Origin of the sequence: Enterobacter wuhouensis (assembly GCF_035835995.1) — a bacterium.
Lineage (GTDB): Bacteria > Pseudomonadota > Gammaproteobacteria > Enterobacterales > Enterobacteriaceae > Enterobacter > Enterobacter wuhouensis.
In genome coordinates this window covers 1,366,442-1,392,146 of record NZ_CP142124.1, presented here as the reverse complement: position 1 = coordinate 1,392,146, position 25,705 = coordinate 1,366,442, and the positions used below count along the sequence as shown (strand labels likewise).

25 protein-coding genes are annotated in these 25,705 nt (G+C 56.3%); 13 read left to right on the top strand and 12 right to left on the bottom strand.

The genetic code is table 11. The features are described from left to right. Nucleotides 1–22: 22 nt before the first annotated feature. The 5 genes from dacA to lipA all read left to right on the top strand — a co-directional run bounded on the left by dacA (nucleotide 23) and on the right by lipA (nucleotide 4,758). Nucleotides 23–1,234, top strand: coding sequence for a D-alanyl-D-alanine carboxypeptidase DacA (gene dacA, locus VPX56_RS06635; RefSeq protein WP_131633074.1), 1,212 nt, complete (start codon nucleotides 23–25; stop codon nucleotides 1,232–1,234). Nucleotides 1,235–1,340: 106 nt separating this feature from the next. Further along, nucleotides 1,341–1,604, top strand: a complete 264-nt coding sequence (gene ybeD, locus VPX56_RS06630) for a DUF493 family protein YbeD (RefSeq protein WP_006177135.1) — start codon at nucleotides 1,341–1,343, stop codon at nucleotides 1,602–1,604. A gap of 94 nt (nucleotides 1,605–1,698) precedes the next feature. Further along, nucleotides 1,699–2,340: a lipoyl(octanoyl) transferase LipB gene (gene lipB / locus VPX56_RS06625; protein WP_131633075.1), complete on the top strand. Its 642-nt coding sequence runs from the start codon at nucleotides 1,699–1,701 to the stop codon at nucleotides 2,338–2,340. A gap of 291 nt (nucleotides 2,341–2,631) precedes the next feature. Beyond that, nucleotides 2,632–3,585: a YbeF family transcriptional regulator gene (locus VPX56_RS06620; RefSeq protein ID WP_326470672.1), complete on the top strand. Its 954-nt coding sequence runs from the start codon at nucleotides 2,632–2,634 to the stop codon at nucleotides 3,583–3,585. 207 nt (nucleotides 3,586–3,792) lie between these two features. Beyond that, complete coding sequence (gene lipA, locus VPX56_RS06615) at nucleotides 3,793–4,758, top strand: lipoyl synthase (RefSeq protein ID WP_131633077.1); 966 nt, start codon at nucleotides 3,793–3,795, stop codon at nucleotides 4,756–4,758. Between the two features lie 82 nt (nucleotides 4,759–4,840). On the opposite strand, the gene tatE is transcribed toward lipA, so the two are convergent. Together tatE and VPX56_RS06605 are read right to left on the bottom strand one after the other, a co-directional pair. Further along, on the bottom strand, nucleotides 4,841–5,044 hold the full coding sequence (gene tatE / locus VPX56_RS06610) for a twin-arginine translocase subunit TatE (protein WP_014069320.1): 204 nt from the start codon (nucleotides 5,042–5,044) through the stop codon (nucleotides 4,841–4,843). Nucleotides 5,045–5,170: 126 nt separating this feature from the next. Continuing rightward, a complete protein-coding gene (locus tag VPX56_RS06605; protein ID WP_326470669.1) occupies nucleotides 5,171–5,959 on the bottom strand; it encodes a deaminated glutathione amidase in 789 nt (262 codons plus the stop codon). Nucleotides 5,960–6,026: 67 nt separating this feature from the next. On the opposite strand from VPX56_RS06605, the gene crcB reads away from it, so the two are divergent. Continuing rightward, nucleotides 6,027–6,410: a fluoride efflux transporter CrcB gene (gene crcB / locus VPX56_RS06600; RefSeq protein WP_326470667.1), complete on the top strand. Its 384-nt coding sequence runs from the start codon at nucleotides 6,027–6,029 to the stop codon at nucleotides 6,408–6,410. 219 nt (nucleotides 6,411–6,629) lie between these two features. On the opposite strand, the gene cspE is transcribed toward crcB, so the two are convergent. The 7 genes from cspE to VPX56_RS06565 all read right to left on the bottom strand — a co-directional run bounded on the left by cspE (nucleotide 6,630) and on the right by VPX56_RS06565 (nucleotide 14,102). Next, nucleotides 6,630–6,839 (bottom strand): transcription antiterminator/RNA stability regulator CspE, encoded by a 210-nt coding sequence (gene cspE, locus VPX56_RS06595; RefSeq protein ID WP_002439184.1) that lies wholly within the window; start codon nucleotides 6,837–6,839, stop codon nucleotides 6,630–6,632. 190 nt (nucleotides 6,840–7,029) lie between these two features. After that, a complete protein-coding gene (gene pagP, locus VPX56_RS06590) occupies nucleotides 7,030–7,647 on the bottom strand; it encodes a lipid IV(A) palmitoyltransferase PagP (RefSeq protein ID WP_326470665.1) in 618 nt (205 codons plus the stop codon). 121 nt (nucleotides 7,648–7,768) lie between these two features. Then, the gene (locus VPX56_RS06585; RefSeq protein WP_326470663.1) at nucleotides 7,769–10,885 is read right to left on the bottom strand and encodes an efflux RND transporter permease subunit; all 3,117 of its coding nucleotides are present in this window, start codon (nucleotides 10,883–10,885) and stop codon (nucleotides 7,769–7,771) included. Next, nucleotides 10,882–12,087, bottom strand: a complete 1,206-nt coding sequence (locus VPX56_RS06580; protein ID WP_326470661.1) for an efflux RND transporter periplasmic adaptor subunit — start codon at nucleotides 12,085–12,087, stop codon at nucleotides 10,882–10,884. The genes VPX56_RS06585 and VPX56_RS06580 overlap by 4 nt, the downstream gene beginning before the upstream one ends. Continuing rightward, entirely contained in the window at nucleotides 12,084–13,340 is a 1,257-nt protein-coding gene (locus VPX56_RS06575; RefSeq protein WP_326470659.1) for a TolC family protein, read from the bottom strand. The genes VPX56_RS06580 and VPX56_RS06575 overlap by 4 nt, the downstream gene beginning before the upstream one ends. Nucleotides 13,341–13,351: 11 nt before the next feature. Continuing rightward, a complete protein-coding gene (locus VPX56_RS06570; RefSeq protein WP_263610527.1) occupies nucleotides 13,352–13,645 on the bottom strand; it encodes a copper-binding protein in 294 nt (97 codons plus the stop codon). A 55-nt stretch (nucleotides 13,646–13,700) separates the two neighbouring features. Then, a complete protein-coding gene (locus tag VPX56_RS06565) occupies nucleotides 13,701–14,102 on the bottom strand; it encodes a hypothetical protein (protein ID WP_263610526.1) in 402 nt (133 codons plus the stop codon). A 346-nt stretch (nucleotides 14,103–14,448) separates the two neighbouring features. Between VPX56_RS06565 and dcuC the strand changes: the two genes are divergently transcribed. The 7 genes from dcuC to ptsP all read left to right on the top strand — a co-directional run bounded on the left by dcuC (nucleotide 14,449) and on the right by ptsP (nucleotide 23,150). Beyond that, nucleotides 14,449–15,816 (top strand): anaerobic C4-dicarboxylate transporter DcuC, encoded by a 1,368-nt coding sequence (dcuC, locus tag VPX56_RS06560; protein ID WP_263610525.1) that lies wholly within the window; start codon nucleotides 14,449–14,451, stop codon nucleotides 15,814–15,816. Nucleotides 15,817–15,910: 94 nt separating this feature from the next. After that, complete coding sequence (rna, locus tag VPX56_RS06555) at nucleotides 15,911–16,720, top strand: ribonuclease I (protein ID WP_326470657.1); 810 nt, start codon at nucleotides 15,911–15,913, stop codon at nucleotides 16,718–16,720. A gap of 171 nt (nucleotides 16,721–16,891) precedes the next feature. Beyond that, nucleotides 16,892–17,215 carry a PTS fructose transporter subunit IIB gene (locus VPX56_RS06550; RefSeq protein WP_131633088.1) on the top strand — a complete coding sequence of 108 codons (324 nt, stop codon included), beginning with the start codon at nucleotides 16,892–16,894 and terminating at the stop codon, nucleotides 17,213–17,215. Between the two features lie 27 nt (nucleotides 17,216–17,242). Further along, nucleotides 17,243–18,493 carry a PTS fructose transporter subunit IIC gene (locus VPX56_RS06545; protein WP_326470655.1) on the top strand — a complete coding sequence of 417 codons (1,251 nt, stop codon included), beginning with the start codon at nucleotides 17,243–17,245 and terminating at the stop codon, nucleotides 18,491–18,493. A 13-nt stretch (nucleotides 18,494–18,506) separates the two neighbouring features. Continuing rightward, nucleotides 18,507–19,592, top strand: coding sequence for an aminopeptidase (gene ypdF, locus VPX56_RS06540; RefSeq protein ID WP_326470653.1), 1,086 nt, complete (start codon nucleotides 18,507–18,509; stop codon nucleotides 19,590–19,592). Next, nucleotides 19,592–20,632, top strand: a complete 1,041-nt coding sequence (ypdE, locus tag VPX56_RS06535; protein WP_131633091.1) for an aminopeptidase — start codon at nucleotides 19,592–19,594, stop codon at nucleotides 20,630–20,632. Before ypdF ends, ypdE begins: the two co-directional genes overlap by 1 nt. A gap of 22 nt (nucleotides 20,633–20,654) precedes the next feature. Next, complete coding sequence (gene ptsP, locus VPX56_RS06530) at nucleotides 20,655–23,150, top strand: phosphoenolpyruvate--protein phosphotransferase (protein ID WP_326470650.1); 2,496 nt, start codon at nucleotides 20,655–20,657, stop codon at nucleotides 23,148–23,150. Between the two features lie 3 nt (nucleotides 23,151–23,153). Here the strand turns inward: ptsP and VPX56_RS06525 are convergent, their stop codons facing one another. From VPX56_RS06525 to VPX56_RS06515, 3 genes are all read right to left on the bottom strand, one after another. Next, on the bottom strand, nucleotides 23,154–23,999 hold the full coding sequence (locus VPX56_RS06525; protein ID WP_263610520.1) for a helix-turn-helix transcriptional regulator: 846 nt from the start codon (nucleotides 23,997–23,999) through the stop codon (nucleotides 23,154–23,156). Between the two features lies 1 nt (nucleotide 24,000). Then, nucleotides 24,001–24,621 (bottom strand): flavin reductase family protein, encoded by a 621-nt coding sequence (locus VPX56_RS06520; protein WP_131633094.1) that lies wholly within the window; start codon nucleotides 24,619–24,621, stop codon nucleotides 24,001–24,003. An 89-nt stretch (nucleotides 24,622–24,710) separates the two neighbouring features. Further along, nucleotides 24,711–25,541 carry an alpha/beta fold hydrolase gene (locus VPX56_RS06515; protein ID WP_326470646.1) on the bottom strand — a complete coding sequence of 277 codons (831 nt, stop codon included), beginning with the start codon at nucleotides 25,539–25,541 and terminating at the stop codon, nucleotides 24,711–24,713. Between the last annotated feature and the right edge of the window lie 164 nt (nucleotides 25,542–25,705).

The following is a 25,705-nucleotide window of genomic DNA, read 5'->3' as shown; positions in this document are numbered from 1 at the left end:
TCACGGATGTCGTAGTTCGACCATGAAGACCACTTTCTCTGCTCGTTTTGTGCAGCGCATCGCGCTCACCACGGCCCTTTGCGCGGCTGCACTCTCTGCAGCGCACGCGGATGACCTGAACATCAAGACCATGATCCCTGGCGTTCCGCAAATCGACGCGGAATCCTACATCCTGATCGATTACAACTCTGGCAAAGTTCTGGCTGAACAGAATGCCGATGCCCGTCGCGATCCGGCCAGCCTGACCAAAATGATGACCAGCTACGTTATCGGCCAGGCCATGAAGGCGGGTAAATTCAAAGAAACCGACCTGGTGACCATCGGTAACGATGCGTGGGCAACCGGTAACCCGGTGTTCAAGGGTTCATCGCTGATGTTCCTGAAGCCTGGCATGCAGGTACCCGTTTCTCAGCTGATCCGTGGTATCAACCTGCAGTCCGGTAACGATGCCTGCGTGGCAATGGCCGATTTCGCCGCGGGCAGCCAGGACGCGTTTGTTGGCCTGATGAACAGCTACGTTTCTGCGCTGGGCCTGAAAAACAGCCACTTCCAGACCGTACATGGCCTGGACGCAGACGGTCAGTACAGCTCCGCACGTGACATGGCCCTGATTGGTCAGGCCCTGATCCGTGATGTGCCAAACGAATACACTATCTACAAAGAAAAAGAGTTTACCTTCAACGGCATCCGTCAGACCAACCGTAACGGCCTGCTGTGGGATAACAGCCTGAACGTTGACGGTATCAAGACCGGCCATACCGATAAAGCGGGCTATAACCTGGTGGCTTCCGCCACTGAAGGCCAGATGCGCCTGATCTCCGCCGTGATGGGTGGTCGCACCTTCAAAGGCCGCGAAACCGAAAGTAAAAAACTGCTGACCTGGGGCTTCCGTTTCTTCGAAACCGTGAATCCGCTGAAAGCGGGGAAAGAGTTCGCCTCTGAGCCGGTCTGGTTCGGTAATAACGATCGTGCTTCGCTGGGCGTGGATAAGGACCTTTATCTCACCATTCCTCGTGGCCGCATGAAAGATCTGAAAGCGAGCTACGTGCTCAACACCACCGAGCTGCACGCACCGCTGCAGAAAAACCAGGTTGTGGGCACCATCAACTTCCAGCTGGATGGCAAAACCATCGACCAGCGCCCGCTCGTAGTCCTGGATGAAATTCCGGAAGGCAATTTCTTCGGCAAAATCATTGATTACATTAAATTGATGTTCCACCACTGGTTTGGCTAAAAATTGAACACTTGAAAGTGTGATTTTGATCCCCATATACTAAGTATCCTGATAACTCCCACCTGACGTGGGAGTTATTATTTTTTGACGTTACGCCGGAGCTGACATGAAAACCAAACTTAACGAACTGCTTGAATTCCCTACCTCATTTACTTACAAAGTGATGGGTCTGGCGAAACCTGAGCTGGTTGATCAGGTGGTTGAAGTGGTACAGCGCCATGCGCCGGGCGACTACTCTCCGTCAGTAAAACCAAGCAGCAAGGGCAACTACCACTCGGTTTCTATTACCATCACCGCGACTCACATTGAGCAGGTTGAGACGCTGTACGAAGAACTCGGCAATATCGAAATTGTTCGTATGGTGCTGTAGTCCCTCTGCGGTTACCCGGTTTACCGGGTAACCCGCCTCCCCGCTGTGATATACTCCCTCCCATCTTTTGTCCCTCGTCTTCGGAGACGTTGTTGTGTTCCAGGATAAAATTCTCGTCCGTCAACTCGGGCTTCAACCTTACGAGCCTGTCTCCCAGGCCATGCATGACTTCACCGATTCACGCGACGACACCACCCCCGATGAGATCTGGCTGGTTGAGCACCTTCCCGTGTTTACGCAGGGCCAGGCAGGGAAAGCCGAGCATTTATTGATGACGGGCGATATCCCGGTGATTCAGAGCGACCGTGGCGGGCAGGTGACGTATCACGGCCCCGGGCAGCAGGTGATGTACGTTTTGCTTAATCTGAAACGCCGTAAGCTGGGCGTACGCGAACTGGTTACCCTGCTGGAACAAACCGTGGTTAACACGCTGGGTGAATACGGTATAGAAGCCCATCCGCGTGCCGATGCGCCGGGCGTTTATGTTGGTGAAATGAAGATCTGTTCTTTAGGCCTGCGCATCCGTAAAGGCTGCTCGTTCCACGGGCTGGCATTGAATATAAATATGGATCTCACGCCGTTTCAGCGCATCAATCCTTGCGGCTATGCCGGAATGGAAATGACGCAAATGCGCCAGTGGGTTGAGACCGCTACGCCAGATAATATTCGTCCTGTACTTTTAAACAACTTTTTAGCGCTGCTTAACAATCCTTCCCACGAATATATCCCTGCTTAATACATCATACATCCTGGCTCGATTATTTGACGGGCCACTGCTTATTTGCCGCTTTTATACTTTACAATAATCCGCAGATTCTATATTTTCGAAGCGCCCGAATATTGGCGTTACATATTATTTACTCTACAGCCATTGCTGCCTGCAGAACCTATGTAACTTGCGTGATAATCACACAACTTTTTGTTTTTGATAAACAAGTGAAACACAACCAGCACTTTACGAATCTCTACAAGCATAATAAATAAATTCAACTATCATTCATACTATGAATGAATACGGAGTGAACGCGTGGAGTCTACTAATTTACCAGCCAAACGCCTGAATGAACCTGGTGGACAAGATAAGCCGCAAATTTTTCGGACTTTACGTAATATTGATCTCAATTTGCTGACTATTTTTGAGGCGGTATATGTCCACAAGGGTATCGTTAACGCTGCGAAAATTCTTAATCTCACGCCATCGGCAATTAGCCAGTCAATTCAAAAATTGCGCGCGATATTTCCTGACCCCTTATTCATTCGTAAGGGTCAGGGGGTTACGCCAACCGCCTACGCCACGCATCTTCACGAGTACATCAGCCAGGGGCTGGAATCGATCCTGGGGGCACTGGATCTAACCGGTAGCTATGACAAACAGCGGACCATCACCATTGGCACCTCCCCTTCTCTGGGGGTTCTGGTGATGCCGGCCATCTACCAGGCCATAAAACAGCATGCGCCGCAGCTGCTGATTCGCAACGTTCCCATAAATGAGCCGGAAACTCAGCTGGCGCAATTCCAGACCGACCTGATAATCGACAGCAATAGCTTCACTGCCAGAGCCTTAGGGCAGAATGTTCTCTATGCCGACCATCTGACACTCGTGTGTCGGCAGCAGCATCCAGCGTTCAGCGAACCTTTAACCCTGGAAAGCCTGCGCAAGTATGAGCATTCGTCGTTCATGACCGAGGGCCATGGGCAGAACCCGCAGCGTCAGCGTTTAGACGAACTCTTCCCTGAACGCCAGATCAGCTTTAGCAGTTACAATATGTTTACCGTAGCAGCCCTGATTGGCAGCAGCGACATGCTCTGCGTGATGCCTGTCCGCCTCTTCAATCTGCTGCGCAAATGCTGGCCGCTGCAAAGTATTCCGCTGAGCCAGCTCAATGCAGAAACGGTTGAAATATCCTTGCATTACAACAAGCTAAGCCTGCGCGACCCGGTGCTGGAAAACGTCATTAACGTCATCCGTCAGGCCTTCTGACAGCGACGTGCAGCATAAGCCCCTGCGCCATGCAGGGCAAAAGGCACAAAACAACAACTATTTTACAAATTGGCGACCCGGCAGGCTGCTTTATCGACCGTTTCAATGATATACTGCCTGTCGTTCGTTCAAAAATAGTTGATAATTACAACATTCCCTTGAATTGAAACGCTTTCCTTCGATATTCGCAACTGGAACACGCACGCTATGAGTAAACCCATTGTGATGGAACGCGGTGTTAAATACCGCGATGCCGATAAAATGGCCCTTATCCCGGTTAAAAACGTGGCAACAGAGCGCGAGGCGCTGTTAAGAAAACCGGAATGGATGAAAATTAAACTTCCGGCTGACTCTTCGCGTATCCAGGGGATCAAAGCGGCGATGCGCAAGAATGGCCTTCACTCCGTGTGTGAAGAAGCTTCTTGCCCGAACCTTGCTGAATGTTTTAACCACGGTACCGCGACGTTTATGATTTTGGGTGCCATCTGTACCCGCCGCTGTCCGTTCTGCGACGTTGCGCATGGCCGCCCCGTTGCGCCTGACGCGAACGAGCCGCTTAAGCTGGCCCAGACCATCGCCGACATGGCCCTGCGTTATGTCGTCATCACCTCCGTTGACCGTGATGACCTGCGCGACGGTGGAGCACAGCACTTTGCGGATTGCATTACCGCCATCCGTGAAAAAAGCCCAAGCATTAAGATTGAGACGCTGGTGCCTGACTTCCGCGGCCGTATGGACCGCGCGCTGGACATTCTGACCGCAACGCCGCCAGATGTGTTTAACCACAACCTTGAGAACGTGCCGCGTATCTATCGTCAGGTCCGTCCGGGCGCAGACTACAACTGGTCCCTGAAGCTGCTGGAGCGCTTTAAAGAAGCTCATCCGCATATTCCGACCAAGTCCGGCCTGATGGTTGGCCTCGGCGAAACGAATGCCGAAATTATCGAAGTGATGCGCGATCTGCGCCGCCACGGTGTGACCATGCTCACGCTGGGCCAGTATCTGCAGCCGAGCCGCCATCACCTGCCGGTACAGCGCTACGTCAGCCCGGATGAGTTCGATGAGATGAAAGCCGAGGCGATGGCGATGGGCTTCACCCACGCGGCCTGCGGTCCCTTCGTTCGCTCGTCTTACCATGCCGATATGCAGGCGAAAGGCGAAGAAGTTAAATAAACCTGTAATATCCTTTTACACTAATACAAAAAAACCGGCCTCATGTGCCGGTTTTTTTTTCGCAAGCCCGCAGGCATTGCCGTTACTCTTTGTGAGAAAGCTTCTCTGCAGGAACGTCATCCTCGGCGCTTTTCTTCGCAGCCGCATCATCGTCGTTCATCGCCTTCTTAAAGCCTTTAATGGCTGCACCCAGATCTCCACCCAGCGTGCGTAACTTCTTGGTACCAAACAGCAGGACGACCAGTGCGGCAACCACCAGCAGTTTGGTAATACTAATCTCACCCATAGATACCTTCTTTACATAAAACAGGCTGCATTCAGCCCCAAAAACCCGATCGTATTAACGGTCATTTGGCGCGTGCACACAATAGCAATCTGTAACGAGATGAATCAAGCATTGTTGAAAAAATCATCATAATAATTGCGGTGGCGCAAACCGCCGGTTACGAAGAACGGGTAATTGCTGGCGCGCAAGCGCAATTCTTTCTGAAATTATCTCCGCCATCAATAAAACCGGCGCTTCCGCCGCCGCCGCGACCGTCACGCCCAGCGGATCGACCACCCTGCTCTGGCCAATATTTTTATTTCCGCACTCGCCTGCCGCGACCACATAGCAGGTTGTATCCAGAGCCCGTGCGGCCAGCAGCGTTGCCCAGTGATGCTCCTTTAACGCCCCCCTGACCCAGGCGGCGGGTAAAACCAGAATATCCGCCCCCTGTAGCGCCAGGTTCAGTGCCAGCTCGGGGAAACGCAGGTCGTAGCAGGTCATCAATCCAATCCTGAACCCACACACGTCCAACAGCGGCGGAACGGCGTCTCCCGGATCAACGAGCCTTGATTCCTGAATACTGAATGCGTCATAGAGATGTAGCTTCGCATAGCTTGCGATAACTGCCCCCGCCCGCAGGACTACCAGCGTATTCACAGCTCGTCCTGGCGTAGAGGGTACATGAATAGTCAGAACGGTGGTCAGGGCATTCCCGGCACTCTCCTGACACAGCATGCGTATAAATGCCCCGTCAAGCGGCTGCGCTGACTTTACCGAGAGATCGGGCTCGTTGTCATTCCTCGCCAGAAGGGCTTCCGGGAGAACCAGTAAAGATGCGCCTTTCAGCCGTGCCTCCGCCATCAGGGAGATACATTTTTGCGCATTAACCTCCCAGTCGGGCGTCACCGCAAACTGCCCTACCGCAACATACATATTTGTCCCCTGGTTATAATCGGCGTTAAACTCGATGATCTTATAGATCAAATAGCAGGTATTTAGCGTGTTACAACTACTTATAGCCGTTTTTATCGGTGGGGGCACGGGTAGCGTTGCGCGATGGCTTTTAAGCATGCGGTTTAATCCCCTGCATCAGGCTATTCCGATGGGAACCCTGGCAGCAAACCTGATTGGCGCATTTATCATCGGCATGGGGCTCGCCTGGTTTAACCGTATGACCCATATTGACCCCATGTGGAAAGTCCTGATTACCACCGGTTTTTGCGGCGGCCTGACGACATTCTCAACCTTCTCTGCCGAAGTGGTTTTTCTGATTCAGGAAGGGCGAATCGGCTGGGCGCTGACCAACGTTGCGGTTAACATGCTCGGCTCTTTTGCGATGACGGGGATCGCATTTTGGCTATTTTCTTCCGCCAGTGCGCACTGACCATCGGGACGTTAATGTTGGCTTAATTTTTCTCTGTCACTCTGAGGGCAATACTGAACGAGGGTGACAGAATGAAAGAGAGCTTGATGAGTGCGGGAATGGTGTTGTTAAGCGTCCTGATTATCGCCAGCTTCCTGAAAATGTATCTGCTGGGTTGATTCAAAACGAAAAAAACCCGCTCAGTGAGCGGGTTTTGAAATTCTTGCTGACGCGTCTGAATTACAGAGCGATTACGTTAGCAGCAGAAGGGCCTTTGGCACCGTTAGTGATTTCAAACTCAACGCGCTGACCTTCAGCCAGGGTTTTGAAACCATTAGACTGGATTGCAGAGAAGTGTACGAACACATCTTTGCTGCCATCTTCAGGAGTAATGAAACCGAATCCTTTGGACTCATTAAACCACTTAACGTTACCTTTAATCTTAGACATCAAAATTACCTTTACATTAAAAAACGACACAAATGCTGTGTCGGGTATCAGTACACCAATTGCGGGACCTTTTGTCCAGCGGTTCTTTGATAAAAAGTGACAAAAGTCGCGTTAATTTTTGCCGGGCGTTTTTTATCCTATCGGTTTCAACGTCAGTGCATTTTTTCACCAACACGTCACGTTTTTTCAGTTAAAACTGAAAACGCATCCACGCGAAGTAAACGTTACCGTTGTTATAGGTTCCGGGTATGTAAGTCATCTGGAAAGTTGCCGGTCCATAGCCAATGGAGGCCAGCGGCAAGAGCACCGGAATCGGAATGTACTTCCAGTTATCGCGCGCGGTAAAGCCAGCGGTATAGCCCAGCCCCAGGCGGAAGTTATCGTCAGCCAGCGGCCGCCAGGTTTTCTCCCAGCCGTAACCGCCGATAGGCTCCCACTTATTGTATGAGTCCTTAAAGGCCATCAGATAGAGCCCGTGCCAGTTGCCCTTTTCATCCCAGCGAGACTGGCCAAAACCCGCGCCCCACGGACGTTCGTTATAGCGATCCGTTTTTTCTTTGTCGTACGCGAAACGCGCGTGCCAGGTTATGGCTGGAATATAGAGATCATAGTGTTCTGGCTCCTTCCAGGTTTGCGAAACATTGTCCGTAAAGGTAGAGAACCAGCCATTATCGGCCTCGTTACCTTCTGCCTGCGCAACAGAAGAGAAGGTTAACTGTCCAAAAATAAACAATAAAATGAGAAAAAATCTATTCCGTGCGATCACAATGCAATTACCATTCTTAGTATTCAAAGCAAAGTTTACCATAGAATACTTGAATGAAGTCTTAACAACATCAGCGTTATTCTTAATTAATGACGGGAGTTATGGGAATATTCCGATAGGTAACTTCCTGCACACCAAAATAAGCATATGCAGGAATGTACATTTAACGTTGATGTAACAATTTATACAGGGCGGGAATAACCAGCATCGACAGTAAGGGGGCCGTCACCATTCCACCGATCATCGGCGCAGCGATGCGTTGCATCACCTCAGAGCCGCTGCCGCCGCCCCACATGATGGGCAGCAGCCCCGCCATGATGGTTGCCACCGTCATCACTTTTGGACGCACGCGCAGCACCGCGCCCTCATGAATAGCCCGCATCAATACCGCATTTCCACCGTCAGGATCGCGACTTCGGTATTTATCCAGCGCATGATTTAGATAGAGAATCATAATTACGCCAAATTCCGCGGCAACACCAGAAAGAGCGATAAATCCTACCGCTCCCGCCACAGAGAGATTATATTCAAGCAGCCACAGCAGCCAGACTCCACCAATAAGAGCGAAGGGTAATGTCCCCATTATTATCAGGACATCCGTCACCCGCTTAAACGTCAGCCAAAGCAGCAGAAATATAATCATTAGCGTTAGCGGCAAAACTATTTTGAGCTTCGCCGTTGCGCGTTCGAGATATTCAAACTGACCGGACCAGGAGAGCGAAACGCCCTGGGGCAAAACCACATTTTCCGCTACCCGTGTTTGCATTTCATCCACGGCGGACTTCAGATCGCGTCCGCGCAAATCGACATAGATCCAGTTGGACAGGCGGGCGTTTTCACTTTTCAGCATCGGCGGCCCCTCGGTAACGACGATATCGGCCAGCTCTCCCAGCGCCACCTGGCTACCGTTCGCCGCAATCACCGGTAATACCCGCAGCTTGTCGACGTTATCGCGCAGATCGCGCGGGTAGCGCAGATTGATCGGGTAACGCTCGCGTCCGTTGAGCACCTCGCCAATGTTATCCCCACCCACCAGCGTCGAAACCATGCTCTGCAGTTCATCAACGGAAACGCCATAGCGGGCGGCCTTCTGCCTGTCGATTCGAATGTCGACGTAGCGCCCGCCCGCCAGCCTCTCCGCCAGCGCAGACGTCACGCCGGGAACGTGCTTCACCACCTGCTCAATTTGCTGCGCCACGCGCTCGATATCCGCAATATTATTGCCGTTCACCTTAATGCCTACCGGGCTTTTAATCCCGGTTGCGAGCATATCAAGACGGTTGCGAATAGGCGGAACCCAGACGTTAGCAATGCCGGGCAGCGATACCGTTTTATCCAGCTCCTCGACCAGCTTCTGCGGCGTCATGCCGGGCCGCCACTCCTCGCGAGGCTTAAAGTGGATGGTGGTCTCCAGCATGGTTAACGGCGCGGGATCGGTTGCCGACTCCGCGCGTCCGGCTTTACCAAACACGCTTGCTACCTCCGGAACGCTTTTGATTAGCCTGTCCGTTTGCTGCAACAGACGCGAGGCCTCCCGGGCAGAGATACCCGGCAAGGTAGACGGCATATACAGCAGATCCCCTTCGTCCAAAGGCGGCATGAATTCACTCCCCAGGCGGCTTAGCGGCCAGAGCGTGGCGAGTAAAAGCGCGAACGCCAGCACCAGGGTGGTTTTGGGGAAGGTCAGTACTTTATCCAGCAGCGGCTCATACAGGCGGATCAGCGCGCGGTTAATCGGATTGGCTTTCTCATCCGGGATTTTCCCGCGGATAAAATAGCCCATCAGCACGGGGACCAGGGTGATCCCAAGCCCCGCCGCCACGGCCATTGACCAGGTTTTGGTAAACGCCAGCGGCGAGAACATCCGCCCTTCCTGCGCTTCAAGCGAGAACACCGGGATAAACGACAGGGTGATAATCAGCAGGCTGCAAAAAAGTGCCGGCCCTACCTCTACCGCCGCACGCTCCGCCAGACGCCAGTACTCTCCCGACGCCGGCTCTTTGCCCGGATTATCATGCCGCCACTGCTCCAGCACCTTGTGCATGTTCTCAATCATCACAATCGCCGCATCCACCATCGCGCCGATGGCGATGGCAATACCGCCCAGCGACATAATGTTCGCGTTGATCCCCTGATAGTGCATCACCACGAATGCGCCCAGGATGCCCAGCGGGAGCGAAACGATCGCCATCAGAGCCGAGCGGAAATGAAACAGGAACAGCGCGCAGACCACCACCACCACGGCAAACTCTTCAAGCAGCTTGTGGGTCAGGGTTTTGACGGACGCCTCAATGAGCGTGGAGCGGTCATACACCGGGACAATCTCAACGCCCTGCGGCAGCGTTTTCCGTAACGCTTCCAGCTTCTCCTTCACTGCATGAATGGTCTCCTGAGCGTTCTGCCCGTAGCGCATCACGACGACGCCACCGGCGACCTCGCCTTCCCCGTTAAGCTCCGCGACGCCACGGCGGATTTCAGGGCCGAAGCCAATTGTCGCGACATCCTTGAGAAGGATGGGTACACCGTCGCGACTGGTGATAACCACGTTGCGGAAATCGTCCAGCGAGCGCAAATAGCCGGTGGTTCGCACCATATACTCCGCCTCGCCCATTTCCAGCAGCGCACCGCCGCTCTCCTTATTCGCTGCCTGAACGGCACCGGAAAGCTGGCCGTGGGTGATATTAAGCGCGCGCATCTTCGCGGGATCGGCCACAATCTGATACTGGCGCACCATGCCACCGATACTTGCCACTTCCGACACGTTAGGCACCGCCTTAAGCTCAAATTTCAGCGTCCAGTCCTGAATGGCCCGCAGATCCGCCAGGCTATGCTTGCCGCTGCGATCGACCAGGGCATACTCGTAAATCCAGCCCACGCCGGTAGCGTCCGGCCCCAGGGACACCTTAACGCCGGCAGGAAGCTGCGATTGCACCTGACTCAAATACTCCAGGACTCTGGAACGCGCCCAGTAGAGATCGGTGCCATCTTCAAACAGCACGTAGACGTAGGCATCCCCAAACATGGAAAAGCCGCGAACCGTTTTCGCGCCGGGCACCGAGAGCATGGAGGTCGTCAGCGGCCAGGTCACCTGATCCTCAATCACCTGTGGCGCTTTACCCGGATAGCTCGCCTTGACGATAACCTGCACGTCCGACAGATCGGGAAGCGCATCCAGCGGCGCACGCTGCACCGACCACACTCCCCAGCCGGCCATCACCAGCGCGACCAGGATCACCAGCAGTCGGTTTCGTAACGAAGCCCGAATAATAGCCGCAATCATGGCGTCACCTCCGGCATTACGCTCCGCAGGCTGGCTTCAGAGTCGATCAGGAACTGCCCGGAGGTCACAACGCTGTCGCCCTCTTTCAGCCCCGAGCGGATCTCCGTCCACCCCTGCGCCGTTAGCCCCGTCTCGACATTCACCGGATGGAAATAGCCGTCGCCCGTGGCAATAAGAAGACGTGAAGATCCCCCGCTATGAATCACCGCCTCTTCGGGCACGGCGAGCACGGGCGGACGTTTGGATTCTTCCGCACGGGCAACGGTGAGATACATTCCCGGTTTGAGCTTTTGCCCGGGATTCTCCAGCACCACGCGCGCTTTTAGCGTTCGGGTGGTCGTTTCCATCTGCGGCAACAGCTCGCTGACGGTGCCGTGGAACTGCTCGCCGGGCCAACTCTCGCTGGTAGCGACCATCTTATTGCCCACCGCAAGAGACTGTGCCTGCGTCTGGGGGTAATCAATGACCAGCCAGACGGGATCGAGGCTGGCGACCTCAAAAAGGGGCGCAGTTGCGGTAATTTGCGCACCTTCCCGCACGTCCAGCTTCACCACGTATCCCGCCTGAGCGGCACGAAGCGTCATTGCCGTTTGGGGCTTTCCGCTGCGCTCCAGCATTCTGATGACCTCTTCCGGCATAAACTGCAGCGCAAGCCGTTCGCGCGCCGCCTGCGTCAACCCGGCATCGCCAAGCTGGCGAACCGCCAGATACTCCTGCTGCGCCGTCGTCCACTGCGGTATCCACAGCTGCGCCAGCGGTTCCCCGGCTTTCACCTGCTGCTGAGGCGCGTTGACAAACAATTTCGTTACCACCCCGCTGGCCGGAGCCGAGACGACCGACACGCTGCGTTCGTCCGTGGATACCGTGGCAAAGGCCGAGAAAGGCGATACCAGCTGGCGCACCTGCGCCCTGGCCGTTTTCATCCCCAGATTTTGCTGCTGCTGCGTGCTGATGCTAACGCCAGCCGCGGCTTTCTCTTCATCGGCATAGCGCGGTACCAGATCCATATCCATAAAGGGCGATTTGCCCGGTTTATCGAATCGCTGTCCGGGCACCATGGGGTCGTACCAGTAAAGCACCTTGCGTTCAGCGGGTTGAGAAGGCGTTGCTGTTTGATGGGGCCGTTTCGTTCCCGCGTAGTAGCCACCGCCGGCGGCCACGATGACGGCGATCGCGACGGCCGTTAAGGTTGTTGTTTTCATTGGGCAAGCTCCTGCGGTATCAACCAGTTCACGGCGGCCCAGGTTCGCGCCATCTCGCGCTCGGCCTGATTGACCGCCAGCGCCGTGTCCAGCACGCCGCGGCGTGCCTCCAGCAGCGTCGAGAGATCTGACTGTCCGGAGCGATACTGTGCCGTCAGCACATCCAGCCGCTGGCGCTGTAAAGGCAACACCTCATCCCGCTGGCGCTGCCACAGGGTTTGTGCCGCCTGATACTGCGCCACCAGCGTCTGGACCTGCGCAACGTGCTCGCGCTTGAGGAGCGTGAGCTGGTCGACCGCCTGCATAGAGCGGGAAACATCGGCGGCATAATCCTTGTCCTGACGTCTGGACTGGAAAAGAGGCAGATCCACGCTGAACATCACCCCTGCCATATCGTCATAGCCTTCGGCACGGTGGGCGTAGAACACCTCGACATCCACGTCGGGGATCGCAGCCACTGCGGATTGAGCAGAACGGGCTTTCGCCGTCTCCGCCTCGCGGCGTGCCGCTTCCACTTCCGGATGCTGAGCAATGCCTTCCTCCAGCGTTATCTCCTCTGCCGGGAGCCGTTGATAGCGTGGTAACGGGCCGCGCACGTCTGAAATCGCTCGCCCCGTCAGCTGCAGGAGACGGCTTTGCGCCAGCCGTACGTCACGCTGTGCAAGCGTCTCTTTATCGCGCATGGCGCTCAGGGTCATCTGCAGCGCCAGCACGCTGTCCGGGTTCGAGCTGCCCGCGCCGACGCTCGCCTTCTGCACCCCGCGTTGACGCTCGGTTTCGCTGACCAGATTTTTAGCCGTGCCAAGCGCCTGCTGCGCGAGCGCCAAATCCAGCCATGCCTGAGCGGTATCGCGCTGAAGGGCGGCACGGATGGCCTCCGATTTCGCCAGCACCCCTCTCGCCTGCGCCTGTAAAGTCTGTGCCTTACGGTCCCGCTTTTCTGAACTGACGTAGCGTTGCATGACGCCAATCTTCTGCATGGTCATGCCTTCACGCGTCATGCGCCCGTCGTTATTGCCCTGTACAGGAACGTTTTCTATGCCGAACTTCAGCTTCGGATCGGGTAACTGCGTGGCGGAATCCGCCATTGCATCCAGCGCCTGCGCTTCGTTGCGGCTGGCAGATAGCTCCGCCGAATAGCGCTGTGCCTCGGTCAGGGTCTGTTCGAGCGTCCACGGCTCCGCCTGCACGGCGGAGCTGAGAAGGCCGAACAACACCCCACCGAGCCACAGGCTCAGTGTGTGTTGTTTCATGGCGTCCTCGCTTAGCGCTTTGGCGTCAGCGAGACGATCCGGAAGCCGTCACCTGCACGCTCAAGCGTGAAGGTCACCTCGTCACCCGGTTTCGCACCGTTCAGCTTTGCATCCGGGGATAAGGTGAACGGCATGGTCATCGGAGGCCATTTCAGTTCGGGTATGGCGTCGTGCTGGAGCATGACGGAACGATCGGAGACGGACTGAAGCACGCCGTGGCCCTGCCAGCTCTGGCTGGCCTGAACGGAAAAAGAAGCAACAGAAACGGACGCGCCGAACAGCGCGGAAAGGAATAAAGCACGCATGATAAAACTCCTGTTAAACGTTAATTGAATAAAAACAACGGATTAACAGGGTTATTTACTCTCTGAACCGGCAATAACGTATCGTTGCCGGCGGCCCTACTGCTGGAGGGGTTACTGACCACGCAGAATGGCTCGCGGAGGTGCATTCTGGTGAATTCAGGGTGAGGGTCATGGCGGCAGGGATCGCCACCAGCTGCGGTTGGGCAGGATCTTTTTGTGCCTGATCCGGCACGCAGTGTTTCTCACAAAGCGGTGAAGCATCAGCAGCGCTGTGAATCCCCGGCGTCGCCATCATATCCATATGCTGGATAGCGGCCACCTCGCCACGCACGTCGATGGTGCAGCTGTGAGACGCGACGGCAACCTGACTCTGGATCATCAGCCAGCCAAACGCCATCAAAAACATCAACAGATGCTTTTTGAGAAAGCGCAGGCGATAGGTCCAGCTGGCGTGCATAGTGGGATCGTCAGGTTGAAAAAAGTGGCGAGAGTATAGGCAGGCAAAAGAATGAATGAAAAGCGCTTTTAACGAGTTTTACGTTACATCTCCTTCCCGGGGAAAATCACCTCCAATGCATTAACAGTTGACTATCAATTTAATGACATATAATGGTGTCTTAGCGGGTCAATATCGATATGGCATAAATGTTAGTGCGGTGGCAAAAATATCGTCGATATCTCCTTTAGTAGTATCTTTATTGATTTTAATCAGCAAGGACTGGCCATTAATTCGGCACATTCTCACCCTTCTTTTATTTTATTGATTTTTTGTGCTCTCGGGCAGCAAGGATACAGGGGAAACCATGCTTACGTTTATCGAACTCCTTATCGGAGTCGTCGTCATCGTCGGTGTAGCACGCTACATCATTAAAGGATACTCGGCCACCGGAGTGTTATTTGTCGGCGGCTTAACGCTGCTGATCATTAGTGCCCTAATGGGCCATCCGGTTTTACCTGCCAGCGAAACCAGCACGGGCTATACCGCGACGGACATTGTTGAGTACATTAAAATTCTGCTCATGAGCCGCGGTGGCGATCTGGGCATGATGATTATGATGCTGTGTGGTTTTGCGGCCTATATGACCCATATCGGCGCGAACGATATGGTCGTGAAGCTGGCGTCCAAACCGCTGCAGTATATTAACTCCCCTTATCTGCTGATGGTTGCGGCCTATTTCCTCGCCTGCCTGATGTCTCTGGCCGTTTCATCGGCCACCGGTCTGGGCGTGCTGTTAATGGCGACCTTATTCCCGGTGATGGTTAACGTCGGCATCAGCCGCGGCGCGGCGGCGGCAATCTGTGCGTCCCCGGCGGCCATTATTCTTTCCCCGACGTCCGGTGACGTCGTGCTGGCTGCAAAGGCCGCTGAAATGTCGCTCATTGACTTCGCCTTTAAAACCACGCTGCCTATTTCCATTGTGGCTATCGTGGGAATGGGGATTACCCACTTCTTCTGGCAGCGCTACCTGGATAAAAAAGAGAACATCAGCCATGAGATGATGGACGTGAGCGAAATCACCACTACCGCGCCGGCGTTCTACTCTATTCTGCCCTTCACCCCTATTATCGGCGTGCTGATTTTCGACGGCAAATGGGGCCCGCAACTGCACATCATCACCATTCTGGTTATCTGCATGCTGCTGGCCGCGGTGCTGGAGTTTGTACGCGGTTTCAACACGCAAAAAGTGTTCTCTGGCCTGGAGGTCGCCTATCGCGGGATGGCCGATGCCTTCGCGGGCGTGGTCATGCTGCTGGTTGCCGCGGGCGTATTTGCGCAGGGCCTGAGCACCATTGGCTTTATCCAGAGCCTGATCTCCATCGCCACCTCGTTTGGTTCAGCCAGTATTATTCTGATGCTGGTCCTGGTGGTGCTGACCATGCTGGCGGCGATGACGACCGGTTCCGGTAACGCGCCGTTCTATGCGTTCGTGGAGATGATCCCGAAACTGGCGCACTCCTCCGGCATTAACCCGGCCTACCTCTCCATTCCGATGCTGCAGGCGTCCAACCTTGGCCGCACCATTTCTCCGGTATCTGGCGTGGTGGTTGCGGTTGCGGGGATGGCAAAAATCTCGCCGTTTGAAGTGGTTAAACGCACCTCGGTGCCTGTACTCGTCGGGCTGATCATCGTCATCATCGCCACGGAAGTGCTGGTTCCCGGCGCGGCCTAAGCGAAATTCCTGCTGTTCCAAAAGCGCCTGCGGGCGCTTTTTGTGCTTTAATAACTTCCAGAAATAAATCGCACCCCACCGATCAGGAAATCAAATGTTCAGGAAGGATATCGTTATCCCGTCTGGCGCAATGGCGCTTGCACTCTGTGTATTCTCCGCACAGGCAGACCCACTCAAGGCAACGCAATATGGCGATTTCGATCGCTACGTTCTGGCCCTTTCCTGGCAGACCGGTTTTTGCCAGAGCATGGTCGAACGCAATCGCAATGAACCTGACGAATGTCGTCTGCAAAAAGAGAGCAACACCAAAACTGATTTTTTGACCGTCCACGGACTGTGGCCGGGCCTGCCGAAATCTATCGCGGCGCGCGGCGTGGATGAACGCCGCTGGATGCGCTTTGGCTGCGCGACGCGCCCTGTCCCGTATATGCCGGAGGCGAAGGCCAGCCGTAAATGTTCTGCTGCCGAAACGGGGCTATCGCTGTCAGGAGCCGCAAAGCTCAACGGCGTCATGCCCGGGGCGGGTGGTAACTCGTGCCTCGAACGCTACGAATATGCCAAACACGGCGTCTGCTTCGGTTTTGATCCTGACGCTTACTTCGGCACCATGGTGCGTATGAACCAGGAAGTGAAAGCCAGCGCCGTGGGCCAGTTCCTTGCGGCAAACTACGGTAAAACCGTCAGCCGCAACGATTTTGACAACGCGGTGGCTAAGGCCTGGGGTAAAGATAACGTCAGAGCCGTTAAGCTCAGCTGCAGCGGTAATCCTGCTTATCTGACCGAAATGCAGATCTCCCTGAAAGCCGACACCATCAATAATCCGCTCTCTGCCGCATCCTTTGCGCCACAGCCTCATCCGGGCAACTGCGGTAAACGATTTACCGTCGATAAGGTCGGCTATTAACCCCCGCCGGGCACCCTTTGCCCGGCTTGTCATTCATTTCCGTTATATGACGATTCGCGTCACACTTCCGCACACCTGCATCATTTATCCAGCCATTGCATTATTTATCCGGTAAACACAATCGAAAACTCACCGCCATAATCGTTCCGTCACCTACAGGAGGAATTTCACATGGCTAAAAAATTGATTGCACTGTGCGCGTGCCCGATGGGCCTGGCGCATACCTTTATGGCCGCTCAGGCGCTGGAAGACGCTGCGGTTGAAGCAGGTTACGAGGTCAAAATTGAAACCCAGGGCGCGGACGGTATTCAGAATCGCCTGACGGCGCAGGATATTGCCGACGCCGACATCATTATCCACGCCATCGCCATTACGCCAGAAGATAACGAGCGCTTTGAAACGCGCGACGTCTACGAGATCACGCTTCAGGACGCCATTAAAAATGCGGCGGGCACCCTGAAAGAGATCGAAGAGATGATTGCAGCAGAACAATAATAATCCTCAACCTCAGGGGTTTTCGTCATGGCAATTAAAAAACGCAGTGCGGTTCGCCCGGAAAGTCACGAGGGCGACACGCTCGCAATCAAACCCGCGCCGGTCGCCGCGGGCGGTACCTTCTGGAAAGAGCTGCCCCAGCACATTATGTCGGGCATCTCCCGCATGGTGCCGACGCTCATTATGGGCGGGGTGATCCTCGCTATTTCACAGCTTATCGCTTACGTCTGGCTGGAAATCCCGCCGGATACCGGCATTATGGATGCGCTGAACTCGGGCAAATTCACCGGGTTTAACCTCTCCGTTCTGAAGTTCGGCTATCTGACGGAGTCCTTCGGCGGGCTGCTGTTTAGCTTTGCGATCCCGATGTTCTCGGCGTTTGTCGCCAACTCCATCGGCGGCAAGCTGGCCTTCCCGGCCGGATTTATTGGCGGCCTGGTCGCTACGCAGCCCACGCTGGTGCTGAACTTCGATCCTGAAAAACTGACCTGGCTTGCCACCAAACCGGTGCCTTCCACCTTTATAGGTGCGCTGATTATCGCTATTGCCGCTGGCTATCTGGTGAAATGGCTGAATGCCAAAATCAGCGTGCCGCAGTATCTGCTGGCCTTCAAAAGCACGTTTCTGATCCCGATTATCTCGGCCCTGTTCGTGATGCTGGCAATGTACTACGTCATCACCCCGATTGGCGGCTGGTTAAACGCCGGCATGCGCGCCCTGCTGCTTGCCGCAGGCCAGGCAGGCTCGATGATGTACGCTATCGGCATGGCCGCCGCGACGGCCATTGACCTCGGAGGCCCCATCAACAAGGCGGCGGGCTTTGTTGGGCTGGGATTAACCACCGACCACGTGCTGCCGATTACGTCACGCGCCGTCGCCATTGTCATCCCACCGATTGGTCTGGGGCTGGCAACGCTTATCGATCGCCGCCTGACCGGTAAACGCCTGTTTAGCCCGCAGCTTTATCCGCAGGGAAAAACCGCGATGTTCCTCGCCTTTATGGGCATCAGCGAAGGGGCGATCCCGTTCCTGCTGGAAAATCCGCTCGCAACGCTGCCTGCCTACATGATCGGCGCCATCGCCGGGGCGATGACCGCGACCGCGCTGGGCGCCGTGCAGTGGTTCCCTGAATCGGCCATCTGGGCCTGGCCGCTGGTGACCAATCTGGGTGCCTATATGCTGAGCATCCTGGTCGGCGCGGTGATTACGGCGCTGCTGGTGGTGACTATTCGGAACGCCCTGCACAAGCGCGGAAAACTCGCCATCAATACGCTGTAACGGAGTAAAAAAGATGGATTTACTGACAACGCTTCGCGGCTGGCTCACGGCAGAAAAACTGGACGGCGTTCTGATCGCATCGCGTCAGAACAAACAGCCGCATCTGGGCATTTCAACCGGGTCGGGCTACGTGCTGGTCACGAAAACCCGCGCGCATATCCTCGTCGATTTTCGCTACTACAACGATATCGCGTCGCGCGCGGCGGGCTACCAGATGCATCTGCTCGATGCCGCAAACCCGTTTACCGCGGTGGTGAACCGGATCGTTGCCGACGAAGGCCTCACCGCGCTGGGGTTTGAAGGCGAACACGTCAGCTGGCAAACGGGCTGCCGGTGGCGCGACACGCTGCATGCGACGCTTTGCGGTATCTCCCTCGACGCACTGCGGCAGATAAAAACGGCGGATGAAATTGCCCGCATTCGCGCGGCCTGCCGCATTGCCGACGGCGCGGCGCAGCATATCCGGCGCTTTATTCAGCCGGGCATGCGCGAGCGCGACGTCGCCGCCGAGCTGGAGTGGTTTATGAAGCTGCAGGGGGCGGACAAGCCCTCTTTCGACACCATCGTAGCCAGCGGGCCGCGCGGCGCACTGCCGCACGGTAAAGCCTCTGACAAAGTGATTGAGGCAGGCGAGCTGGTCACCCTCGATTTTGGCGCCCAACACCAGGGATACTGCTCGGACATGACGAGGACCTTCCTTGTCGCCGGGCAACAGCAGGCGCCTGAGGACCACCCGCTGTATGCGATCTACCAGATCGTGCTGGAGGCGCAGCTCGCTGCGATCCGGGCGATTCGCCCGGGCGTTCCGTGCCGTCAGGTGGATAGCGCCGCGCGCGAAATTATTGAACGCGCAGGCTATGGCCCGCAGTTTGGCCACAACACCGGCCACGCCATCGGCATTGATGTGCATGAAAATCCGCGCTTCTCGCCCACCGATACTACGCTGCTGCAGCCCGGTATGCTCTTGACCGTCGAACCGGGCATCTACCTTGACGGCGTGGGCGGCGTGCGGATTGAGGACGTCATTCTGGTGACGGAAACGGGCGCCGAGGTGCTTTACGACACCGATAAAACGCTGCTGCTGACGGGGGAACGCTGATGGACCATGAATTACTGCGCGCGCTGAGCGAAGCCGATGCCATTGCGGCGTCAGAGCAGGAGGTGCGCGATATCCTGATCGCGGAGGCACAGAAGTACCATAAAGAGGTGCAGTTTGACGGCCTCGGCTCAGTGCTCATCCGCGTGAACCAGAGCAGCGGGCCGAAGGTGATGGTTTGCGCCCACATGGATGAAGTCGGTTTTATGGTGCGCAGCGTGTCCCGGGAAGGCGCGATTGACGTTTTACCCATCGGCAACGTGCGCATGATGGCCCGCACGCTACAGCCCGTGCGCATCACCACGCGCGCCGGCGCTAAAATCCACGGCCTGCTGGATGGGGATGTTAAAGGCGATACCGTAGACAATCTGCGCGTCGACACGGGAGCGACCTCAGCGGAAGAGGTCTTTGCCAGCGGCATTGACGCAGGCGATCGCGTGACCTTCGATACGCCTTTTCACGCCCTTCCCCACGGCCGGGTGATGGGCAAAGCCTTCGACGACCGCCTGGGCTGTTACCTGCTGATTAGCCTGCTGCGCGAGATGCATCAGGCTCCGCTTGAGTGTGAACTGTGGCTGGTTGCCAGCTCCAGTGAAGAAGTGGGATTGCGCGGCGGACAGACCGCCACGCGAGCGATTAACCCCGATATTGCGCTGGTGCTGGATACCGCCTGCTGGTCAAAAAACTTTGATTACGGCAGCGCGAATCACCGGCAAATCGGCGCGGGGCCAATGCTGGTGCTGTATGACAAAACCCTTATCGCCCCGCCGAAACTCACCGCCTTCATCGAAAAAGTGGCGCGCCCGTTAGGCATCCCGCTGCAAAAAGATATGTTCAGCAACGGCGGTACGGACGGTGGCGCGGTGCATCTTTCCGGCACGGGCATCCCCACCGTGGTGCTCGGCCCCCCAACCCGGCACGGGCATTGCGCCGCGTCCATTGCCGATGAAAAAGACATTGAATACACCCATCAACTGCTTGTCGCGCTGGCGGCATGCATGAACCGTGAGACCGTGGCTCACCTGACGGACTTCAGGTGCTGATCTCACGCGGTAAGGAGAAAATATGCTTTCGATTGAGTTTTTCTGCCCGCTGCCCAACGGCCTGCACGCGCGGCCAGCCTGGGCGTTAAAGGAGCAGTGCAGCGCGTGGCGCAGCGATATTCGTTTTATCAATAAGCGGCTAAACACCCACGCGGACGGCAAAAGCTCGCTGGCGCTCATCAGCACCGGCACGCTGTTTAACGACAGCTGCGTGCTGGAAATCAGCGGCAGCGATGAAGAGCAGGCCAGACGCGCGCTTGATCAGTACCTCAGTTCAGAATTCATCGACAGCGACAGCATTCCCTCCGGCGATGCGCCGCACGTTGCGCATCCCCTTCCGCGTTCGCTCGTGCGGCTCAACCCGCAGCTACAGCACGGCATCACGCTGGCCAGCGGCATCGGCGCCGGTACGCTGCGCGGCTGGCAGAGCGACAACCTTCAGCGTTATCGCCAGCGTCCAGCCTCCCCGGAGGACATTACTCGCCTGGAGCACAGCCTTGCCACGCTTGCGGAGCAGCTTAACCATCGCCTGCGCGGGCTGGACGGCGAGAGCAAAACCATCATCAGCGCTCACCTGTCGCTGATTCAGGACGATGAGTTTGGGGAAAATATTCGCCGCCTGATCGACGAAGAGCGGCTTAGCCTGGCCGAGGCGATCATTCGCAACATGGAGCAGATCTGCAATAAGCTCTCGCTCTCGGCCAGCGATTACCTTCGCGAGCGCGTCAGCGACATCCGCGACATCAGCGAGCAGCTGTTGAGTATCACCTGGCCTGAGCTTCAGCCAACGTCGGCCTTCACCCTGGATACGCCCACCGTTCTGGTGGCGGAAGATTTAACCCCAAGCCAGTTCTTAAGCCTTGATACCCGCCATCTGAAAGGGATGGTGCTGGAGAAAACCGGGCGCACGTCGCATACGTTAATTCTCGCGCGCGCCGCGTCGATACCCGTACTGAGCGGCCTAAAGGTCGCCTCGCTGGAGCCGTACGCGGGCAAAAAGGTGATACTGGACGGCGTGTGCAGCGTACTGGTCACCGAGCCGGATGAGGCCGTTAATCATTATTACAGCGTAGCGCAGCGCCTTGCCGACAAACGCCATCAGCAGCAGATCAAAGACGCCGGGCTGCCGGCGCTGACCCGGGATAACGTGCCGGTAGATATTGCTGCCAATATCGGCAGCGCGCTGGAAGCCCCCGGCGCATTCGCCAGCGGCGCGCAGGGCGTGGGTCTGTTTCGAACCGAAATGCTCTATATGGATCGCGATACCGCGCCGGACGAGCAGGAACAGTTTGAAGCCTATCAGCAGGTTTTACTCTCCGCCGAGGGCAAACCCGTTATCTTCCGCACGATGGATATCGGCGGCGATAAGCAGATCCCGTATCTCAACATTCCGCAGGAAGAGAACCCGTTCCTCGGCTATCGCGCGGTACGCATTTACCCGGAGTTTGCCCATCTGTTTCGCACCCAGCTTCGCGCCATTTTGCGCGCGGGCGCCAGCGGCAACGCGCTTTTGATGATCCCGATGGTGCATAGCCTCGATCAGATTTTATGGGTCAAACAGGAGCTGCAGAAGGTTCGCGAGGCGCTAACGTCGCAAGGGCTACGCCATACCCCGCACCTGCCGCTGGGGATTATGGTCGAAGTGCCTTCGGTGTGCTTTATCATCGATCACTTCTGCGACGAGGTGGATTTCTTCAGCATCGGCTCGAACGACATGACCCAGTACCTGTACGCGGTCGACCGCAACAACCCGCGCGTGTCGCCGCTGTATAACCCGATTACGCCGTCGTTTTTACGCATGGTGCGCCAGATTGTCGACGCGGCCCATCGCCACGGAAAATGGGTTGGCATCTGCGGCGAGCTGGGCGGCGAGCGCCGCTATCTTCCTTTACTGCTGGGCCTGGGCATTGATGAGTTCAGCATGAGCGGGCCGCGCATTCCTGCGGTCAAGGCGCAGCTTCGCCAGCTGGAAAGCGATGCCTGTCGGACGCTGGCGGAGCAGGCCTGCGAATGCCGCAGCGCTGAGGAGATAGAAACGCTGCTGGCGGACTTCACGCCGGAAGAGCCGCCGCGCCCGCTGCTGGCGCTGGAAACCATCGTCTTTAACGAACCGCTCACGTCAAAAGAGCAGGTGCTCCAGTTTCTGTGCGGCAACCTGGCGATTCAGGGGCGCACCGAAAATCCGCTGGAGCTGGAGGAAGATGTCTGGCAGCGCGAAGAGATTGTTACCACCGCGGTCGGGTTTGGCGTCGCGATCCCGCACACCAAATCCCAGTGGATACGCCATTCCAGCATCAGCATCGCCCGTCTGGAAAAACCTATCGACTGGGAGTCAGAGATGGGTGAGGTCGAGCTGGTGATCATGCTGACGCTCGGCGCGCAGGAAGGGAATAACCACGTTAAGGTCTTCTCCCAGCTGGCGCGAAAGCTGGTGAACAAGGCGTTTCGGGAGGCGCTCTTCGCAGCAGACTCGCCGCAGGGCCTGCTTGACCTGCTGAATGCCGAAATCAGCTTCTGATCGCTACTGAAAACGCGCCCGGTATTCACCCGGCGTCAGCCCAAACTGGCGCCGGAACAGCCTGGAAAAATAGTCGCTGTCGGGATAGCCGCAGCGCTTCGCCACCTCGCCCACCGGCAGGTGGTATTTTTGCAGGATGGTGCGCGCTTTTCCCATTCGTACCCAGCGCACGTAATCGACAAAGCTCATCGTTCCATGCTGAGAAAACAAACGCGACAGATGGTTAGGCGAAATGTTAAATAACGCGGCGACGCCCTCGCGCGAAACGGGTTCCGCGTAGTTTTCCTGCAGCCAGCTGCAGATACTCTGATAGAGAAAATCCCCGCGAGACAGCCCCGGTTCAGGATGCAACCCGGCAACCTTGCGACACCAGTGCAGGAGGCTCAGCGCCAGCGGCTGAATGATATCCTGATCCTGCGCAGAGGCGCTCAGATGGGTCAGCGCCATCAGCATAGCGGCACACTCCCCCCGTTCGGGGTGCGGAAGCTCAACGTTCCGCTGGGGCTGTCCATTGCCGGGAGCCTGAAACGCCAGCCCCAGCCAGGACGGGGCAAAAACAATACTCAGCAGCATGACCGTTTTTTCAAACATCGGCACGTTTGCCGCCCGAGCGGGCAGAAACAGCATCTCTCCCTGACGAATCGCCTTTTGTTCAGGAATAAGCGCGTTGCCATAAACGCCGCGCAGCACCACGTCGAGCCGTGGCCACTCTGCGCGAAAACATCCGGCAGGCGCTGACGCAGGCGAGTGCGCGAACCAGACGCGCCCCAGCTGCTGCGGATTCAGCACCAGCCCGCTGAGCAGGTCTGCAAAAAACTGCCGATCGGCGGGAAGCCGGTTATCAATCATTTTATCCTCTGCGGGCATCCGGGCGAACCAGATCAAAGCGGTGGGTGTCGCTGATGCCGTAGTACGCCGTCGGTCCACCTGCCCGCAGAATCGGCTGCGCCTTCGCGGTTTGGTAAATCCCCTCTTCCAGCAGCGTGTCGGCAATATGGATCCCAATCACTTCCCCCAGCACCAGCCAGGTGTCGACAGGCGTGCCGTCAGCGCCCGTCAGCTGAATGCACTGCGACAGGCGGCACTCAAAGTTCACCGGGCTTTCCGCCACGCGCGGCGCGTTCACCAGCCTGCTGGCAGCCGGCGTTAATCCGGCAAAGGTAAACTCGTCCTCACCGTGGGGCAACGTAACGGAGGTTTCATTCATCGCCTCGGCTAAATCCCGCGTTGCCAGATTCCAGACAAACTCGCCGGTTTCGGTGATATTACGCACGCTGTCCTTCCAGCCGTTGCTGGAAAAACCGACGATCGGCGGACGATAGTTAAAGCAGTTAAAAAAGCTGTAGGGCGCCAGGTTTAGCTGCCCGTCTTTATCACAGGAGGAGATCCAGCCAATCGGACGCGGGCCGACAATGGCGTTCAGCGGGTCATGCGGCAGGCCGTGCCCCTGAGACGGTTGATAGAAGTACATTTGGCTCTCTCATTGGTGGGGCAGACGCGAAATGCGTTTCGCTCATCGCCCTGATTCAGGACGCTCAGCGTAACGCATTCCGCCAGAAATTAAGACTGAATAAATTTCAGCAAATCGTCATTAATCTGGTGCTTATGGGTCGTGCAAATGCCGTGCGAACCGCCGGCATACACTTTCAGCTCGGCATCAGGCAGGATCTCGGCCGCCACGCGCCCGCAGGTGTCGATCGGCACGATTTGATCGTCATCACCGTGGATCACCAGCGTTGGGATAGTCATCCTTTTCAGATCGTCACGCAGATCGGTTTCTGAGAAGGCTTTTACGCAGTCGTACAGCGCCTTGATGGAACCCTGCAGCCCCTGCTCAACGAAGCTTTCACGTACCGCCTTCGACTCTTTCGCGCCGGCGCGGTTATAGCCATAAAAGGCCGCGCTCAGCTCATAGAAGAAGGCTGCACGATCGTTCACCACTCCTTCCCGAATACCATCAAAGACCTCTTTCGGCACGCCGTTCGGATTGAAATCGGTTTTGATCATAATCGGCGTAACGGCACCAATCAGCGCGGCTTTTGCCACGCGCTGCGTTCCGTGGCGGCCAACGTAACGCGCCACTTCGCCGCCGCCCGTGGAATGGCCAACGTGTATGGCATCCTTAAGGTTAAGATGCTCGGTCAGCTCGGCGAGATCGTCAGCGTACTGATCCATATTATGCCCGTCCCACGGCTGCGCGGAGCGACCGTGCCCACGTCGGTCGTGCGCTATTACGCGAAATCCTTTTGACCCCAGAAACAACATTTGATCTTCAAAGGCATCTGCCGTCAGCGGCCAGCCGTGGCTGAACACCACCGGCTGCCCACTTCCCCAGTCCTTAAAATGCAAATAACTGCCGTCTTTCAAGGTAAGTTTGTCGTAATCGCTCATGAGATCTCCTGATAAGGAAGGCTGAATGCGGGTAGTCGCCGGATGAGGGCGCTTAAAAAGGATAATTCAAATTTGCGGAGCGTCACGTTTTTCGCCAAAAATTCATAAGACGGATGAATGTGACCGACATCACTTCAAACCTGGTCGCGCAATGAGTATCATCA